Origin of the sequence: Mycobacterium rhizamassiliense (assembly GCF_900157375.1) — a bacterium.
In the GTDB taxonomy this organism is placed as follows: Bacteria; Actinomycetota; Actinomycetes; order Mycobacteriales; family Mycobacteriaceae; genus Mycobacterium; species Mycobacterium rhizamassiliense.
Window position 1 is genome coordinate 1,383,745 of sequence record NZ_LT721901.1, and the last position, 15,788, is coordinate 1,399,532.

Here is a 15,788-nt window from a genome sequence, read left to right on the forward strand (position 1 = left end):
GCTGCGCCTCGCGGACCCCGCTGTCGAATCGCGCGCCGGCCGTCGGCCCCGTCAACTCGTCATGCTGGGCTGTCACGCCCACCTCCCCTGAAGCACTGACACAAAAGTGTATCTTTGTTTCAGGCTAGCATCCGGATAGCCGAGATTGCCGTTGGGGGGTCGGGATCCATGCAGAGCCAGAGCCCCACCCGCAATCTGGACGACGGCACCGACGTCGACCGCACCATCCTGGACACCGCGCGCCAGGTGTTCGAGACCTACGGCGTGCGCCGCGCCAACATCGAGGACATCGCCGCGCGCGCCGGCGTCAGCCGCAGCACCGTCTACCGGCGCTTTCCCACCAAGGACGACCTGTTCGAACGGGTCGTGCGCCGCGAGGCCGAGCAGTTCTTCGCCACACTGGACCGGGCCACCAGCGGCCGCGATCCGCGGCAGGCCGTGATCGAGGCATTCACGCTGGGCGTACGCCTGGTCCAAGATTCGACCCTGTACTCCCGGATCGTCGAGAGCGAGCCCGAGCTGTTCGGCCTGTTCTCCCGCTCGGATGCCTTCCCGATCCGCCAATTCGCCGATGGCATCGCCCACACGCTGCGCAGATGCGGCGCCGACCTGCCCGACGCCGACCTGGCCAACATCGCCGACGTGCTGCTGCGCGTCGCCCTCGGCATCATCGTGTTCCCCACCGAGCGGCTCGACATCTCCGACGATGCCGCGGTCCGCGACTACGCCGCACGCTATCTGGTCCCGATCATCGGCTCGTCGCCAAACTTGTCGTAGCCCTGCCCTAGCCTGTAACGGTGGCCAGGTGGTCCGAGGCACCACGAACCCGATACGCCAGTTGCGGGGAGATCGACATCGCGTATCAGGTGTTCGGCGATGGGCCGATCGATCTGCTCCTGCTGCCGGGGCCGTCCATCCCGATCGACACCGTGGATGGGGAGCCGTCGATGTACCGGTTCCACCGGCGCCTGGCGTCCTTCGCCCGGGTGATCCGGCTCGACCAGCGCGGCATCGGCCTGTCGTCGCGGGTCTCCTCGGTGGACGCGATCGGGCCGAAATACTGGGCCATGGACGCGATTTCCGTGATGAACGCCGTCGGATGCGAGCGGGCGACCGTGGTGGCCCCCAGCTTCACCTCGATGACGGGCCTGGTCCTGGCGGCCGACCACCCCGAGCGAGTCAGCAGCCTGGTGATCATCAACGGCGCCGCCCGCACGCTGCACGCCCCCGACTACCCGATGGGCTCCGAACCGGAGACCCTCGATCCCTACACGACGACGCTGATCGAGCCCGACGCCGTCGACCAGGGCTTCGACATCCTCGGGATCATCGCCCCCAGCGTCGCCGACGACAACGCGTTCCGCTCGTGGTGGGACATGGCCGGCAACCGCGCCGCCTCGCCCAGCATGGCCCGCGCGATGATCAACACCATCCGGCACTCCGACGTGCGGGACACGCTGCCCCGCGTCACCGCGCCGACGCTGATCCTGCAGCGCGACAATTCGGAGTTCGCCCCGGTCGGCCACGCCCACTACCTCGCCGAGCACGTCGCCGGGTCGCGCCTGGTCGAGCTCCCGGGCGAGGACGCGCTGTACTGGGTGGGCGACACCGCCCCGATGCTCGACGAGATCGAGGAGTTCATCACCGGCGTGCGCGGCGGCTCCGAGGCCGAGCGCCTGCTCACCACGATCGTCTTCACCGACATCGTGAGCTCGACCGAACGCGCGGCCCTGCTCGGCGACGACCGCTGGCGCGATCTGCTCGACAACCACGACACCATCGTGCGGCACGAACTGAAACGCTTCGCCGGACGCGAAGTCAACACTGCCGGAGACGGCTTCGTCGCCACCTTCCGCAGCCCGAGCGCTGCGATCGCCTGCGCCGACTGCATCGTCGACGCGGTTCGCGTCCTGGGCATCGAGGTGCGGGTCGGCATCCACGCGGGCGAGGTCGAGGTGCGCGGCCCCGACGTCGCGGGCATGGCCGTGCACATCGGCGCGCGGGTCGCCGCCCAGGCGGGGCCCGGCGAAGTCCTGGTCTCCTCGACGGTGCGCGACATCGTCACCGGGTCGCGGCACCGGTTCGCCGACCGCGGTGAGACCGCACTCAAGGGCGTGCCGGGCCTCTGGCAGCTGTGCACGCTGGTCAGCGAACACGCGGTCGTCAAGCGTTAACGAAAGCCACATTTCCGCGCGCTCGATGCGCCCCACGGCTCGGCGTAGGCTGCTTTCAGGGGCCTGTCAGCGGTGCCGCGCCCGCTGGAATTTCCCTGTACGGCTTGCTATTTGCCCGAAGGAGTACCCATGACCGACGTGCACATCTCGCTGCCTCCCGCGCTGCGCCGGGCGCTGGAGCTGCTCAGCGATCCACCGGCGGATCCGGACGTCAGCAGGGGTTATCTCGATCTGCTCGGCGCGGCCGGAGGCGACGCCGTCGAAAAGAACACCGGCCCGATCCAGGCGGCGTGGGCGTCGCCGATCGGGTCGATGCTGTACGACAACGCGCAAGCGCTATCGCGCCGGGTGCTCACCGCGTTTCAGCACCCCGCCGAGTGGCTGAGCATCCCGTCGGGCGGGGTCGCCCTTGATGTCGGGTCGGGTCCGGGCAACGTCACCTCCGCCCTGGCCCACAGCGCCGGACCCGACGGGCTGGCGCTGGGCGTCGACATCTCCGAGCCGATGCTGGCGCGCGCCGCCCGCAACGAGGCCGGCCCGCACGTCGGCTTCATCCGGGCCGACGCACAACGACTTCCCTTGCGCGACAACACCGTTGATGCCGTGGTCTCGATGGCCGTGTTGCAACTGGTGCCGGATCCGGCCGCAGCCCTCGCCGAAATGGCCCGCGTGCTGCGCCCGGGCGGGCGGCTGGCCATCATGGTTCCGACCGCCGGGCGCGCGGCGCGGCTCTGGCAACTGCTGCCCAACATCGGGGCACACGCGTTCGGTGAGGATGAGATCGCGGACATCCTGGAAGACAACGGATTTACCAGTGTGCGTGTCAAGAACCTCGGCACATTCCAGACGGTGCGCGCCAAAAACGGCTAGGCGTTTTTAAAGGCCGGGTGCCCGCGTCGCAGCGCCGGCAATAGCAATTCCGGTGGGGCAACGCGGAAAAGCGCGCCAGCGATCCGGTTGACGCGCCCGGGCACGACGACCGCCTTGCCCGCGGCCAGGCCGTCGATGCCAGCCTGCGCCACCTTGTCAGCGGGAATCCACATCACCCGGGGCAGCGCGGCCTCGGCTTCTTCCTTGTCGAAACCGGCGGCCTCGCCGAACCCGGTGTCCACCGGTCCCGGGCACAGCGCGGTCGCGCTGACCCCGGTGCCGCGCAACTCGCCGCGCAGGCTGTGGGTGTAGGACAGGACGAACGCCTTCGCGCCGCCGTACGCGGCCTGGCCGGGTAGCGGTCCGAACGCCGCCACCGACGCCACGTTCAGCACGGCTCCACGCCGCCGGTCCACCATGCCGGGCAGGAACCTGCTGCACAGGTCGACCACCGCGGCCACGTCGACCTCGACGAGGTTGACCTCTTGCTCCGGAACGGATTTCGCGACCACGCCCAGTGTGGAGAGCCCGGCGTTGTTGATCAGGATGTCCGGAATCAAGCCGAGCCCCGCGACCCGGTCCGGCAGGCTCGCCCGCGCGGCCCGATCGGACAGGTCCGCGGGCAGCGGGTGCGCTTGCGGGCCCAGGCGCGCGGCGAGCTCGTCAAGGCGATCGGCGCTGCGGGCGACCAGCACGACCTGGTAGCCACGCCGGGCGAGGATCTGGGCCATCTGTTCGCCGATGCCCGACGACGCGCCGGTGACGATGGCGGCGCTTTCGTTTCCCGGTGGTGGAAGAGTCATGCCGCGCCCCTCAACTTCCGAGGCTCTGCACGAGCATTGCCAGCTTGTCCATCGACTCGCGCAGCATTTCCGGAGTGGTCGAACGCGCTTTCTCCAACCGGTTCCGATCGGTCAGCGCGGACCAGTCGTAGGTGTGCGTCACGTTGGTCAGCGAGGCGTTGATCGGCTCGAGCTGCCAGCGCCACAGGTGTCCGGGTGGCTGCTTTCCGGGTTCGGCTGGGCGCCAAGCGATCTTGGTGCCCTCGATGAACTCGACGACATGGTTCTCCCGCACCGCGCCGTTGGTCAGCGTCATCTTGAACACGTCACCGATCTGGTGGACGCGCTGCCCCGGGGCGGCCGAGGCGAGATTCTCGTTGCCGTCCCAGCGCGGCTGGTTCGACGGGTCGGCGATCAGCTCGAAGATCGCCGCGGCGCCGGCGGAAATCACCCGGGTGGCGCTCACGATTTGTTCGGGTTCGGTCATAGGGCAATCCAAACACGTCACCCGCGATGGGGGTCGGCTGGCTGCCGGCCCCGACCGCGGGTGACTCGCGCTGGCCGGACAGCGAATCTCACGGCGTTTAGGAAGTTGCCACCGGTCCGGACAGGGCCGCCTTGACGTGGCGGCTGACGTCGTCGGCCAGCACCTCGATGTCTCCGCGCTCAATGCCATCGACGATTTCGCGCGCAACCTCACGCGGGTCGTTCTTCGGCGCGTCGACATGCGCGAACATCTCGGTGTCGGTGTAACCCAGGTGGACCGCAGTGACCAGCGTGCCCTGCTTCGCGAGCTCGATGCGCAACGAGTTGGTGAGCGACCAGATGGCGGCCTTCGAGTCACCGTAGCCACCGAATCCGCCCGCCCACGCTACGACGGAGCTGATGTCGACCAGTGCGCCACCACCGTTGGCGGCTACGACCGGGGCGAACGCCTGGGCCACCCGAAGCGGACCGAAGTAGTTGGTCTCGAACACCTCCCGGACCTCCTCGATGTCACTGGTCAGCAGCTCGTACGCACCGGCGACGCCGGCATTGTTCACCACGATGTCGGCGTCGGATGCCGCAACAGCGAGCGCCGCAACCGAATCCGGGTCGGTGACGTCGAGCTCGACACCCACCACGCGTGGGTCCTCGCTTGGTTTGGGCGCCCGCGCTGTGGCGTAGACCTTGGCCGCACCCCGGCGCAGAAACTCGTCCACGATGGCCTTGCCGATTCCGCGCTGCCCCCCGGTAACCACGACCGTCGACCCGTTGATATTGACCATGATCCCCACTCCTTGACTTAGGTTAAATACCTTTGCATATGTCACCATAATTGCGGCCATCGACATAGTCAAGTAGTATTTGGCTATGTCTGAATGGTCTGGATCCTGCCGGCTACCAGTCGCGGTGGCACCCGGCGGCCTGGGGCTGGTGCAGGACTTTCTGAACACGGTCAACGTGCAGGAATACGGCCCAGACCTGCTGGCCGACACCGAACGGGCGCGGGACTGGGCCACCGGGGCGGTGCGCACCTGGTCCGCGCTACGTGGCGTCGACACTGAGCCACCCGCGCTGGGCGACACGGATCTATCGAAGCTGCGTGCCTTGCGCGACACGATCGCGAAGATGGTCGCCGGAGAGCCGCCGGGCCGCCGGGGCGCGATGTCTGTTGCCGCCACCTTCGCGCTGTCGGATACGGGCGAGGTGCGGCTCGAGCCGAGCGGTACCGGCTGGCAGTGGCTGGCTTCTGCGCTCTGGGCCGAGATCATGCTCGGCCAGCAGGAGGGGACCTGGCGGCGGGTCAAGCGATGCCACAACCACGATTGCGGGTCGACCTTCTACGACCGCTCGAAGAACAACAGCGGGGTGTGGCACGACGTGAAGACGTGTGGCAACGTCGCCAATCTGCGGGCTTCGCGGGCGCGCCGGCGCGAACGGGAGCGTGCCGCGCAGGACAACCCGCTCAGCCCAGCACCGGCAGCAGCCGCAGCAGCACCCGGGCGGAACTGACCGCGACCTCCTCGGCGAACCGGTTGAAGTCCAGACCGGAGTCGGCGCCGGCCAAGTCGGAGAGCGCGCGGATCACCAGCCAGGGGATGTCGAAGGCCTCGCAGACTTGGGCCACCGCACCGCCCTCCATCTCTACGGCGTTGCCGCCCAGATCGTGGCGGAGCCGGTCGCGGGTGGGCTCGCAGTGCACGTACTGGTCGCCGGTGAGGACAGTGCCGTAGACGATCCGCGGCGGCCGGTCGTCGCCGCCGGCGGCGGTGGGCAGCGCCGGCAGCGTGAATCCCTCGAGGCGCCGCTTGACGCGCTCGATCAGCTCGGGCGCGACCGGATAACCCAGGCGTTCGGTCGGATTGATGAGCGGTACGTGGCCGGGCTGGTAGGGCTGCAACCGTTCGTCGCGGATCAGACCGGAATCGTGCTGCACGACCCGGTCCGCGATCACGATGTCGCCGATATGCAGCCGCGGATCCAATCCACCGGCTACTCCAGTGAAAACGATTGTCCCGCAATCGAATCGGTCGGCTAGCAGCGTCGCGACCAACGCCGCGTTCACCTTGCCCATGCCCGCGGCGGCCAGCACGACCCGATGCCCGTCGAGTTCGCCGCTATCGAAACTGATGTTGGCGATCTGTTCGCGACTGGGCCGCGCCAGAACGCCGTGCAGATACGCCCACTCCTGCGGGATCGCGCAGATGACGCCGATCGTCACAGCGATTGGCTCAGCAGCGCTCGTCACCCTTGCGCATCACCCGGGAGTCCGGGACCGGCTTGGGCTTGCTGCGCAGCACGGCCTGTAGCGCTTCGTAGGCGCGGGCTTTGATCGGGGTGACTACGTCGAGGTTGGTTGTGCTCTGACTGATCCAGGTCTGCAGTGGTGGCACAGTCCCGACCTTTCCTCTGTTCGGCCGGTTGGCCGTCGGTCAAATTTCACGCGGGCTGTTTTACAAGTGTGCAGCAGATTGGTGACCGCCGCGTTAAGCCCTTTTGTGGCGTCGGGCACACGGGGTGCATTCCCGCAGGCCGCCGGCCAGGAACTGTTAGGTTGCCTATATGTCTGACGAGAAGCTCTGCATCGATTACAGCCAGCTCGAATCGGTCTACGGCCCGCTGGCCGAATCGATCCGTCGCCTCGTTGACGTCAGCATCCGCACCGAAGCCGACCCCACGACCATAGCAGCGGTGAAGGACAAGATCGACAGCGCCACTGAGGAATTGGAGGCTTCGGCACGCCCCGACCCATTCGGTGTGCAGCTCACGCCGGACGGTCAGACCATCGCGTGGGGCAACGCCGTGGTCGGGCTGCGCAACCCGGTCGCCCCGCCGCTGGTGCTCCATCACGACCCCGACGGCTTGGTCTGGTCGGAATTCGTCCTGGGCGCACCGTACGAGGGTCCGCCCGAGCACGTGCACGGCGGCGTGTCCGCGCTGATCCTCGACCATGTGCTGGGAGCGACGGCGCACCGACCGGGCAAACCCGCCTACACCGGAACCCTCACCCTACGCTACCGGCGCCGCACCGCCCTTGGCCGGAAGTTGCGCGTCGAGGCCCATGTCGAGCGCACCGAAGGCGTCAAGACATTCTCGGTCGGTCACGTGGCCGACGAGGATGGCGTCACCGTGGAGGCCGAGGGCGTGTTCATCCACCCCAGGCAGTGACCTGACGCGGGGTTACGGCGCCGTGGCCGCCCGCTCGACGTCGAGCAGCTGCTCGCCGCGGCGTTCCTCGTCGTAGGCTTTGCGGCCGCCCCGCAGACCGAACAGCCGTTTGGAGAACAGCAGATAGACCACCGCGGCGATATTGATCGCGAAGGTCACCAGCCGCGTCATCGTGATGCCCTTGGCCAGGTCGTGAATCTCCAGTGGCAGGAAGACCGAGGTCGCTATCACCGCGAAGTATTCGCCCCAGCGCTTGAGCAACCACAAGCCGACACCCTCGAGCACCTCGATCAGCGCGTATGCGGTCAGCGCGAGCGTCAGCAAGACCAGCGTGGATGGCTTGGCGGCCAACGCCTTTTCCAGCTCGTGCACCGCGGTCATCTGATCGACCTTGAATCCCGCGGCGCGAAACACCGGGAGGTCGCGGTCCAGGGTTTCCTGGATGGATCCGCGCGCGCCGCGGAATTTCCACACGGCGTAGGCGGCGAGCGCGATCACCACCGCGCGAAAGAGCCGTTCGACAGCCAGCACGCGGATGATGATGGCCTGGCGTAAAGCCTTGCCGCGCATGATCATCGGTGCATCCTCTGCGCGGCCATGCCCGTGTGGCTCGCCGACTGTGAATTCACCGCAGCGCAGACAGCGCCACACCTCGCCCAGCCCGGTCTTGCCGCTCAGCCGGTCCGCCAGTGCCTGTTCGTCCGGTGCATAGGTGGCGTGTCCCTGCACCGCGCAGGTGACCAGCTCCCAGCGATTGATGCCGCGTTCTTTGCGCATGGCCGATCATTGAACGCGGGCGGCGGCCGTCGCAAGGGGACGCGCGCCGGCTACACCACGTGCTGCACCGCGCCCTGGTGGCGCTGGGATTCGCTGATCGTCGCCGTTTCGTCGGTGAGCTTCTTTCCGATCAGCCGAATCTGCCTGGCGTTGAGCGGCGAAAGTGGATGCACCGCAACCATCAGGGCGGCGTAGCCGCGGCTGTCGAAAACCGGCGCGGCAATGGTCACGACGGGCTGTTTGCGCCGGCCGGGATTGTCGTCGGAGAGGAAGCCGATGGTGGTGAACTCGACGAGCAACTGATCCATGATGTGGCGCACCGGAGTTGGCATCTCGTTGTCGTCGAGGGTTGCGACGACCTGGGCGGCCTGCGCCAGCGCCGGTGTCGTCCAGTCGACGTCGAACCCGCGCTCGCGGGTGTGCCGCAGCACCTGCTCCAGGCGACGGCCGCGGTCCGCGTTGTCGCCCGCGCCGCGGCGGATCCACGCCCGCTGCTCGTCTTCGGTGTCCCAGGCGGCGAGCGCGACGCCGAACGGCGGCGCGTAGGGGATGCGGTCGCCCGGGATGCCCGACGGTTGGGTGGCGGGTTCACCCTCGAAGGCGGTAACGACCAACGAATCGCCGAAGCGTTCGACCACGGAGCCCGCGTAGCCGACCTCGCGCGAAAGCCGCAGCGCGGCGGACCGTGCGGCATGCGCCAGCGGCCGAGCGGTGTCCGTCCGGGCGGCCACCACGGCCAGCGCGGGTCCGAGCGCGAACGTCTTGGTCACCGGGTCGCGGCTGGCCCAGCCGCGGTCGCACAGCGTTTTCAGGATGGCGTGCACGGTCGCCTGCGTGAGGTCGAGCTCGCGCACGATGTCGGAGAACCGCAGCCGCGCATTTCCCGACCGGGCCAGTAGTTCGACGACGTCGAGCACCCGGGCGGTCGGTGCCGAGGTGGATCCGCGAATGGCTTGACTCCTTTACCACGCGATTCCTACAGTGACAACGAACATTCGATAGCTTAACTCGATTATTCGAGAAATTGGAGCGGAAGCCTTGCGCGCTGCGGTGCTGAGAGACGGTCGGCTGACGGTTCGCGAGACACCGGATCCCGAGCCCGGGCCCGGAGAGTTGTTGCTGCGCACGCTGAGTACCGCGATCTGCGCGTCGGACGTGCACTTCATGGACCATCCCGAACTCGCGATCGACGACCCGACCGGCCGGTCGCTGTACGACACCGACCGCGACATCGTGCTCGGCCACGAATTCGTCGGCGAAGTGATCGGACACGGGCCCGGCTGCTCGGACCAGTTCCCCGTCGGCACGCGCGTGACCTCGATTCCGATCCGGCTGATCGACGGCGGGGCCGGCGGCGTGCGGATCATCGGCCAGCACCCCGAGGCGCAGGGCAGTTTCGCTGAGCTGCTGGTGATTTCGGAAGTGGCGGCCAAGGCGGTCGCCCACGACGTTGCCTGCGACGCCGCGGCACTGGTCGACGCATTCGCGGTCGGCGAGTTCTACGTGCGATCGGCCAACATCCAGGACGGCGAGACAGCGGTCGTCATCGGCGCCGGGGCCATTGGGCTCTCGGCCGTCGCCGCGCTGGCCAGCCGGGGCATCGAGCCGATCATCGTGGCGGACTACAAGCCCGAGCGCCGCGCCCTGGCTCGCGATCGGTTCGGCGCCCACGTCGTCGTCGATCCCGCCGAGAAGTCGGTGTTCGATGCGTTCCGCGAGGTGCGTGCCGAGCGCGGATTGCCCGGCCCCGCAGTCATATTCGAGTGTGTGGGGGCCGCGGGACTCATCCAGAGCATCGTCGAATCCGCCGAAATGGCCACCCGGATCTATTGCGCGGGCGGCTGGTACACCGGCGACTCGCTGGACATCACCACCGCCACCCGCCAGGGCGTCACGATTCAATTCGGCGGCGGCCCCCACCCGCAGGACTGGTACGGCACGCTCGACGCCGTCGCGGAAGGCAGGCTGGACCCGCTGCCTAGCGTGGGCAAGGTCATCGGCCTCGACGAGGTCCCCGACGCGCTCGAGCTCGCCCGCAGATCCGACGGCCCACCCCGCATCGTGGTTCACCCGAATGGAGATGTCGCATGACCGAACGTGAGGACCGCCAGGATATTTCGGACCTACTGGTCCGCTACGCCACCGGCATCGACAGCCGGGACTGGCCGCTGTTTCGCACCGTGTTCACCAAGGACTGCGAACTCGACTACGGCGAGATCGGCAACTGGCACGGCGTCGACGAAGTCACGGAGTTCATGGACAAGACGCACGAGATGGCGGGCCATACTCTGCATCGCCTGTCCAACCAGGCGATCGCGATCGACGGCGACAAGGCAACGGCCCGTACGTATATCGACGCGGTGATCATGTTCGGCGACAACCAGGCCGGCGTGAACGCGTGGGGCTTCTACGACGACGAGATCGTGCGGACCGCCGAAGGCTGGCGCATTGCGCGACGCCAGTTCACCTCGGTGCGCGTCGCGACATTCGGCACTTAATCCAATCAGGAGTCAGCACATGACATTTGCGAACAAATACGGGCCGTGGGCGCTGGTGGCTGGGGCCTCCGACGGTGTGGGTGCCGCTTTCGCCGCCGGGCTCGCCGAACGCGGGGTCAACGTGGTGCTGTTGGCCCGCCGCCAGGCCGTGCTCGATCAGGTTGCGGCCGAGATCGAATCCCGGACGTCTGCCCAGACCCGTACGCTGGCGATCGATCTTGCCAAGCCCGACGCCACATCGGCGATCGCGGCGGCCACCAGCGATCTGGAGATCGGGTTTCTCGTCTACTGTGCGGGCGCGGATCCCAACTACGAGCCCTTCCTGAGCAATCCGATCGAAGACGCCGAGGCCATGGTGCAGCGCAACTGCATGGTGCCGATGCAGTTGTGTCACCACTTCGCCCCGGCGATGGTCGAGCGCGGCAGCGGCGGGATCGTCATCTTCGGCTCGGGCGCCGGCTTGGCCGGGGGACCCAACATGGTCGCCTACGGCGCCTCCAAGGCATTCGACATGATCTTCGCCGAGGCGCTGTGGGCCGAACTGCACGGCAAGGGCGTCGACGTCCTGGGGCTGATCCTGGGCAAGACCAACACCCCCGCCTTGCGAGAACTCGAGCACAGCCGCGGCAACATCGCCTCGCCCGACGAGGTGCCCGCGGGCGCCGCCGCCGTGGAAGACGTGATCGGCGAGGCATTCGCGAACCTGACCAACGGCCCGACCTGGATGGTGGGCGAGGACATGCGCGCCGCCCTGCAAATGATGGCCGCACTGACCCGCAAGCAGATCGTGGAGCTTTTCACGGCGACCGCCGCCGCGGCGATGGGGCCCGATCGCTAGAGAGTCGCAGATGCGACCGCCAGCCGCGCGACAACGGTTTGCCAAAATCTAGAGTTAGTGCGTCCTAACTTTTCCGAATATGGCCCTTGGCCAGCAAAGACGGTGCGGCAGTCGGCGCTGCGTGGCGTCCCCGCAACGTTGCTGGGATGCGGGTCGAGCGGGTACCGTTGGCGGGCAGGTCAAGCCACGGCCCCGGGCCGAAGTAGCGATTCAGGATCGGCACCCGTCGACGAATTTGAAGGATGACGATGCGCGCCACCGAGAGGCCCGCCGCTCCCGCGGCGGCGACCCGCGCGCCGTGGCGCACCCTGACCCGTTCCGCGGCGATCACCGCCGTGTTCATCGTCCCGGCCGTGGTGGTCCGTATCGGCGGTCTGCATCTCAACCCGGTTGTCGCCCTGCTGATCTATGGAGCCGCCGTGGTGGCGGCGAGTTTCCTGTTGGCGTGGGGGGCCGAAGCCGCCCAGATCGACGTTGCCGGCGGCCTGGCCATCGCGGCGCTCGCGCTGGTCGCCGTCCTGCCCGAATACGCCGTCGACCTTTACTACGCCTACGTATCGGGCCATAACCCGGATTACACGCAGTACGCGGCCGCCAACATGACCGGGTCCAACCGGCTGTTGATGGGTCTGGGCTGGCCGGTGGTGGTGTTGGTCAGTGTCCTGGTGGCGCGCAGGCGCGGCGCCGACAAGTCGACCGGCCTGACGCTGGAGCCCGCCAACCGGGTCGAGCTCGGGTTCCTGTTGTTCGCCGGCGTCGTGGCTTTCGTGATACCGGCCAGCGGCGAAATACACCTGGGGCTCGGGTTGGCGCTGCTGGCGTGGTTCGGCTTCTACCTCTACAAGATCAGCCACGGCGACGTGGAGGAGCCCGACCTGATCGGCACCGCCGCCGCCATCGGGGAGCTGTCGGACCGCGGCCGGCGGATCGTCGTCGGCAGTTTGTTCGTGGTGTCGGGTGCGGTGATCCTGCTGTGCGCGAAGCCATTTGCGGACAACCTGGTCGCGGCGGGCACCGAGCTGGGCATCGACCGGTTCCTGCTGGTGCAGTGGCTCGCCCCCCTGGCCTCCGAGGCGCCGGAGTTCATCATCGCGACCATCTTCGCTTCGCGCGGCAAGGGCACCGCCGCGATCGCCACCCTGATCTCGTCGAAGGTCAATCAGTGGACGCTGCTGATCGGGTCGCTGCCGATCGCGCATCTGCTGGGCGGCGGCGGGCCCTCCCTCGCCCTCGATCCCCGCCAGGTCGAGGAGGTGCTGCTGACCGCCAGCCAGACGCTGATGGGCGTCGCGGTGATCCTCGCGCTGCGATTCAGCCGGGCTTCCGCATGGGCGCTGCTGGTGTTGTTCATCGTCCAGTTCCCCATCACCTCGACCCCGGGGCGCCTCGTGCTCTGCGGTGTCTACGGGGTGATCGCCCTCGGCGGCCTGATCGTCAATCGCCGCCACCTGGGCGCCACCGTGCAGGCGCCGTTCGTGGGCACGGCCATCCGCCACAGCGGCCATCCGCACCACTCCGAGGACACCAGGCTAGCGACGTAGCCGCGCGCGGGTACGTATACGGTCCCTAGGTATGAATCCAGTGTCGGTGATTACGGGCGGTGCCGGTGGCATGGGCCTGGCCACGGCGAAAATCGTGGGCCGCGACCACACCGTGGTCCTCTGCGACGTCAGGCAGGACCGGCTGGACGACGCGGCCGCAACACTCAATGACCTCGGGGTCGATGCCTCGGTCGTCAACTGTGACGTCACCGACTCCGGTGCCGTCGCGGAGCTGCTCGGCGCCGCGAGCAAGCTCGGGACGGTCGCCTCCGTCATCCACACCGCGGGGGTGAGCCCGAGCATGGGCCCCGCCGACTACGTCATGCGGACCAACGCCGTCGGCACCGTCAACGTCAACGAGGCGTTCTACGCGACGGGCGGCGAGGGCTCCGTGATCGTCAACGTGGCCTCGATGGCCGCCCACATGTTGCCCGCGGAATTCGTTCCCACCGCCCAATTCCCGCTGGCGCTCAGCGATGGCGACGCCTTCTGGGACGCCATGATGGCGGCGTGCGACCCGATTCCCGAGCAGGCCCGGCCCGGCTACGCCTACGCCCTGAGCAAAACCTTCGTGAAATGGTACAGCCAGTCGCAGGCGGAACGCTTCAACCAGCGCGGACTGCGCATCGTCTCGGTCTCGCCGGGATCCGTCGACACCGAGATGGGCCGGCTCGAGGAGCAGGCCGGGGCCGGCGCGATGGTCGCCGACGCCGCGGTGCCGCGGTGGGGCAAGCCCGAGGAGATGGCCGAACTGCTGGCCTTCTGCGCCAGCGAAAAGGCCGGCTACCTCACCGGCACCGACATCCTCAACGACGGCGGCGTGATCGCCTCGATGACGGAGCGGGCCAGGGTCGCCGCCGCCGGCTAGACCAGGTAGTACAGGTCGTTGTGCGGGGTGAGTTCGGTTGCGGCCGTGGGCGGTTGCTTCAGCTTCAGCTCGGCCAGCTTGTTGTGGGCATAGCGCACCGCCCGCAGCGTCGCTGAGTACTCCTCGTCTTCCTCGGGGAAGACATGCTCTGCGGCGAACCAACTTTCGAAGCCCACGTTGTCCAGAACGTGCAGCGTGTCGGGACGTACCCCGGCCAGCAGCACGGTGGTGCCGCGCGCGGTCTCTTCCCGCAGGAAATGCTCGATACGTTCGATGCAGACCACGTCCGGGTTGCGGACCCGCTTGAGCCGCAGCACCGCGAACTTGATGTCGTCGTCGGCGATCCGCTTGCTGAGGTCCTGCAGATAGCGGTCCAGTTCCGGGGCCGCCCCGAAGAACAACTCGCCTTCGAGGTCGTAGATCACGATCGACGGATCCGCCGAGTCGCCCGGGATTCGTTCGCGGACAACGCGTTCAGGCGTGACGACGAGCTCCTCGGCCTTCAGCTTAGCCGCGCGCGGCACGAACAGCACGATGGACAGGATCACGCCGAGCAGCACCGACTTGTCCAGATCGACCGCCACGCCGGTGAACGCCGTGATGAGCACCAGCCCGGCGTCATAGCGGGAGGCCTTGAGCGTGTAGAGCAGGCGCTTGAAATCGACCAGCCGCGCGGCGGTGACCAGCAGCAGCCCGGCCAGCGCCGCCTGCGGCACATAGCGCAACAACGGCGCGAACAGCAGCAGTGCCGCGGCAACCGTTGCGGCCGAGACGATTCCGGAGAATCGCGACGCGGCGCCCGACTGGAAGTTGATCGCCGATCGCGACAGCGAACCCGAGCCGGGCAGGCTCTGGAAGAAGCCCCCCGCGAGGTTGGCCAGGCCTTCGGCCATGATCTGCCGGTTGTAGTCGATCTTCTGCTGCGTCTGGTAGGCAATGGCTTTGGCGATGGACAACGCCTCGATGATGCCGACGAAGGCGATGGCCAGCGCGCCCGTCGACAGGTGCGGCAGCCACTCGGTGTGCACCTCGGGGACATGCGGACTCGGCAGGCTGCGCGGAATCTTGGCCGCCACCGACACCGCGGTGCGCCCGTTGGATCCCGGAATCGACCAGCCGGCAAGGTAGGCCACCAGCGCCGTGATGATCAGCACGGCGAGCATGTCGATCTGCGGCAAGCCGAAGCGCTGCACCAGCTTTCGCAACAGGATCGCCAGGATGACTGCGCCGGCGCTCAGGGCCAGCGCGCGATAGTTGTATTGATCGCCGTGGAACAGCGTCAGCCACACGCGGCGCAGGACCTGCATGTGACCGTTGCCCTTGTCCTTGACGCCCAGCGCATTTCCCAGCTGGCCTATCGCGAGCAGGAATGCCGCGGCCGCCATGAAGCCGACGATGACCGATTCGGAGATGTAGCGCGTCAGGTTGCCCAGCTTGAACAGGCTGATCACGATCTGAAACGCGCCGACCAGGACCGCCAGCAGGAAGAGCCCCTCGAAAAGCTCCTTGGAGTTCTCGGAATCGATGAAGGCCAGCGCCGTGAACACCAGGAGCGAGATCGCGCTCGTCGGCCCGTTGATCAGATGCGACGACGACCCGAAGATCGACGCGACGACCGTGACGACGATCGCCGAGTACACCCCGAACCGGGGATCAACCCCGGCGATCAGCGCGTAGGCCATCGCCTGCGGGAACGAGATGGCCGCGACGGTGAGGCCGGCGACCACGTCGTGCCGGCCCTTCAGCAGACTGTAATTCAGAACGAACGCCACCGGTCTTCGTCTTTCCG

General features: G+C 67.7%; 18 protein-coding genes. 10 read left to right on the forward strand and 8 right to left on the reverse strand.

The window, feature by feature from the left end; translation table 11 throughout:
* The first annotated feature begins 168 nt into the window (after window positions 1-168).
* The 3 genes from MRAB57_RS06810 (at window position 169) to MRAB57_RS06820 (ending at window position 3,044) form a co-directional block, all read left to right on the forward strand.
* Window positions 169-777 (forward strand): TetR/AcrR family transcriptional regulator, encoded by a 609-nt coding sequence (locus MRAB57_RS06810; RefSeq protein WP_077086901.1) that lies wholly within the window; start codon window positions 169-171, stop codon window positions 775-777.
* Between the two features lie 20 nt (window positions 778-797).
* Entirely contained in the window at window positions 798-2,174 is a 1,377-nt protein-coding gene (locus MRAB57_RS06815) for an adenylate/guanylate cyclase domain-containing protein (RefSeq protein ID WP_077086902.1), read from the forward strand.
* Window positions 2,175-2,303: 129 nt separating this feature from the next.
* Entirely contained in the window at window positions 2,304-3,044 is a 741-nt protein-coding gene (locus MRAB57_RS06820; protein ID WP_077086903.1) for a class I SAM-dependent methyltransferase, read from the forward strand.
* Here the strand turns inward: MRAB57_RS06820 and MRAB57_RS06825 are convergent.
* The 3 genes from MRAB57_RS06825 to MRAB57_RS06835 form a co-directional block, all read right to left on the reverse strand.
* Window positions 3,041-3,847 (reverse strand): SDR family NAD(P)-dependent oxidoreductase, encoded by an 807-nt coding sequence (locus MRAB57_RS06825; RefSeq protein ID WP_077086904.1) that lies wholly within the window; start codon window positions 3,845-3,847, stop codon window positions 3,041-3,043. The genes MRAB57_RS06820 and MRAB57_RS06825 overlap by 4 nt on opposite strands.
* Window positions 3,848-3,857: 10 nt before the next feature.
* Window positions 3,858-4,313, reverse strand: a complete 456-nt coding sequence (locus MRAB57_RS06830; protein ID WP_077086905.1) for an SRPBCC family protein — start codon at window positions 4,311-4,313, stop codon at window positions 3,858-3,860.
* A 97-nt stretch (window positions 4,314-4,410) separates the two neighbouring features.
* Complete coding sequence (locus MRAB57_RS06835; RefSeq protein ID WP_077090429.1) at window positions 4,411-5,094, reverse strand: SDR family oxidoreductase; 684 nt, start codon at window positions 5,092-5,094, stop codon at window positions 4,411-4,413.
* Between the two features lie 85 nt (window positions 5,095-5,179).
* On the opposite strand from MRAB57_RS06835, the gene MRAB57_RS06840 reads away from it, so the two are divergent.
* Window positions 5,180-5,821, forward strand: coding sequence for a CGNR zinc finger domain-containing protein (locus MRAB57_RS06840; RefSeq protein ID WP_245835857.1), 642 nt, complete (start codon window positions 5,180-5,182; stop codon window positions 5,819-5,821).
* Here MRAB57_RS06840 and MRAB57_RS06845 read toward each other — a convergent pair.
* Window positions 5,775-6,536, reverse strand: coding sequence for a 5'-methylthioadenosine/adenosylhomocysteine nucleosidase (locus MRAB57_RS06845; protein WP_108638062.1), 762 nt, complete (start codon window positions 6,534-6,536; stop codon window positions 5,775-5,777). The two genes, MRAB57_RS06840 and MRAB57_RS06845, sit on opposite strands and share 47 nt — an antisense overlap.
* A 4-nt stretch (window positions 6,537-6,540) precedes the next feature.
* Window positions 6,541-6,702, reverse strand: a complete 162-nt coding sequence (locus MRAB57_RS28745; RefSeq protein WP_173813910.1) for a hypothetical protein — start codon at window positions 6,700-6,702, stop codon at window positions 6,541-6,543.
* A gap of 169 nt (window positions 6,703-6,871) precedes the next feature.
* Between MRAB57_RS28745 and MRAB57_RS06850 the strand changes: the two genes are divergently transcribed.
* A complete protein-coding gene (locus tag MRAB57_RS06850; RefSeq protein ID WP_077086907.1) occupies window positions 6,872-7,477 on the forward strand; it encodes a PaaI family thioesterase in 606 nt (201 codons plus the stop codon).
* A 12-nt stretch (window positions 7,478-7,489) separates the two neighbouring features.
* Here MRAB57_RS06850 and MRAB57_RS06855 read toward each other — a convergent pair whose 3' ends face one another.
* Window positions 7,490-8,254: a DUF2127 domain-containing protein gene (locus MRAB57_RS06855; protein ID WP_077086908.1), complete on the reverse strand. Its 765-nt coding sequence runs from the start codon at window positions 8,252-8,254 to the stop codon at window positions 7,490-7,492.
* Between the two features lie 50 nt (window positions 8,255-8,304).
* On the reverse strand, window positions 8,305-9,171 hold the full coding sequence (locus tag MRAB57_RS06860; RefSeq protein WP_077086909.1) for an IclR family transcriptional regulator: 867 nt from the start codon (window positions 9,169-9,171) through the stop codon (window positions 8,305-8,307).
* Window positions 9,172-9,292: 121 nt separating this feature from the next.
* On the opposite strand from MRAB57_RS06860, the gene MRAB57_RS06865 reads away from it, so the two are divergent.
* From MRAB57_RS06865 to MRAB57_RS06885, 5 genes are all read left to right on the forward strand, one after another.
* Entirely contained in the window at window positions 9,293-10,345 is a 1,053-nt protein-coding gene (locus tag MRAB57_RS06865) for a zinc-binding dehydrogenase (protein ID WP_077086910.1), read from the forward strand.
* Window positions 10,342-10,752, forward strand: coding sequence for a nuclear transport factor 2 family protein (locus tag MRAB57_RS06870; protein ID WP_077086911.1), 411 nt, complete (start codon window positions 10,342-10,344; stop codon window positions 10,750-10,752). Before MRAB57_RS06865 ends, MRAB57_RS06870 begins: the two co-directional genes overlap by 4 nt.
* A 19-nt stretch (window positions 10,753-10,771) precedes the next feature.
* Window positions 10,772-11,590, forward strand: coding sequence for an SDR family NAD(P)-dependent oxidoreductase (locus MRAB57_RS06875; protein ID WP_077086912.1), 819 nt, complete (start codon window positions 10,772-10,774; stop codon window positions 11,588-11,590).
* A 242-nt stretch (window positions 11,591-11,832) separates the two neighbouring features.
* On the forward strand, window positions 11,833-13,131 hold the full coding sequence (locus MRAB57_RS06880) for a sodium/calcium exchanger protein (protein WP_077086913.1): 1,299 nt from the start codon (window positions 11,833-11,835) through the stop codon (window positions 13,129-13,131).
* A gap of 31 nt (window positions 13,132-13,162) precedes the next feature.
* On the forward strand, window positions 13,163-13,999 hold the full coding sequence (locus tag MRAB57_RS06885) for an SDR family oxidoreductase (protein WP_077086914.1): 837 nt from the start codon (window positions 13,163-13,165) through the stop codon (window positions 13,997-13,999).
* Here MRAB57_RS06885 and MRAB57_RS06890 read toward each other — a convergent pair.
* Complete coding sequence (locus MRAB57_RS06890) at window positions 13,996-15,771, reverse strand: SulP family inorganic anion transporter (protein ID WP_077086915.1); 1,776 nt, start codon at window positions 15,769-15,771, stop codon at window positions 13,996-13,998. The genes MRAB57_RS06885 and MRAB57_RS06890 overlap by 4 nt on opposite strands.
* Window positions 15,772-15,788 lie beyond the last annotated feature (17 nt).

Bases quoted from the DNA above. Each gene is read 5' to 3' on its own strand.
- MRAB57_RS06810 (WP_077086901.1), top strand. From the start codon at position 169: ATGCAGAGCCAGAGCCCCACCCGCAATCTGGACGACGGCACCGACGTC.
- MRAB57_RS06820 (WP_077086903.1), top strand. From the start codon at position 2,304: ATGACCGACGTGCACATCTCGCTGCCTCCCGCGCTGCGCCGGGCGCTG.
- MRAB57_RS06825 (WP_077086904.1), bottom strand. From the start codon at position 3,847: ATGACTCTTCCACCACCGGGAAACGAAAGCGCCGCCATCGTCACCGGC.
- MRAB57_RS06830 (WP_077086905.1), bottom strand. From the start codon at position 4,313: ATGACCGAACCCGAACAAATCGTGAGCGCCACCCGGGTGATTTCCGCC.
- MRAB57_RS06835 (WP_077090429.1), bottom strand. From the start codon at position 5,094: ATGGTCAATATCAACGGGTCGACGGTCGTGGTTACCGGGGGGCAGCGC.
- MRAB57_RS06840 (WP_245835857.1), top strand. From the start codon at position 5,180: ATGTCTGAATGGTCTGGATCCTGCCGGCTACCAGTCGCGGTGGCACCC.
- MRAB57_RS06850 (WP_077086907.1), top strand. From the start codon at position 6,872: ATGTCTGACGAGAAGCTCTGCATCGATTACAGCCAGCTCGAATCGGTC.
- MRAB57_RS06855 (WP_077086908.1), bottom strand. From the start codon at position 8,254: ATGCGCAAAGAACGCGGCATCAATCGCTGGGAGCTGGTCACCTGCGCG.
- MRAB57_RS06870 (WP_077086911.1), top strand. From the start codon at position 10,342: ATGACCGAACGTGAGGACCGCCAGGATATTTCGGACCTACTGGTCCGC.
- MRAB57_RS06875 (WP_077086912.1), top strand. From the start codon at position 10,772: ATGACATTTGCGAACAAATACGGGCCGTGGGCGCTGGTGGCTGGGGCC.
- MRAB57_RS06880 (WP_077086913.1), top strand. From the start codon at position 11,833: ATGACGATGCGCGCCACCGAGAGGCCCGCCGCTCCCGCGGCGGCGACC.
- MRAB57_RS06885 (WP_077086914.1), top strand. From the start codon at position 13,163: ATGAATCCAGTGTCGGTGATTACGGGCGGTGCCGGTGGCATGGGCCTG.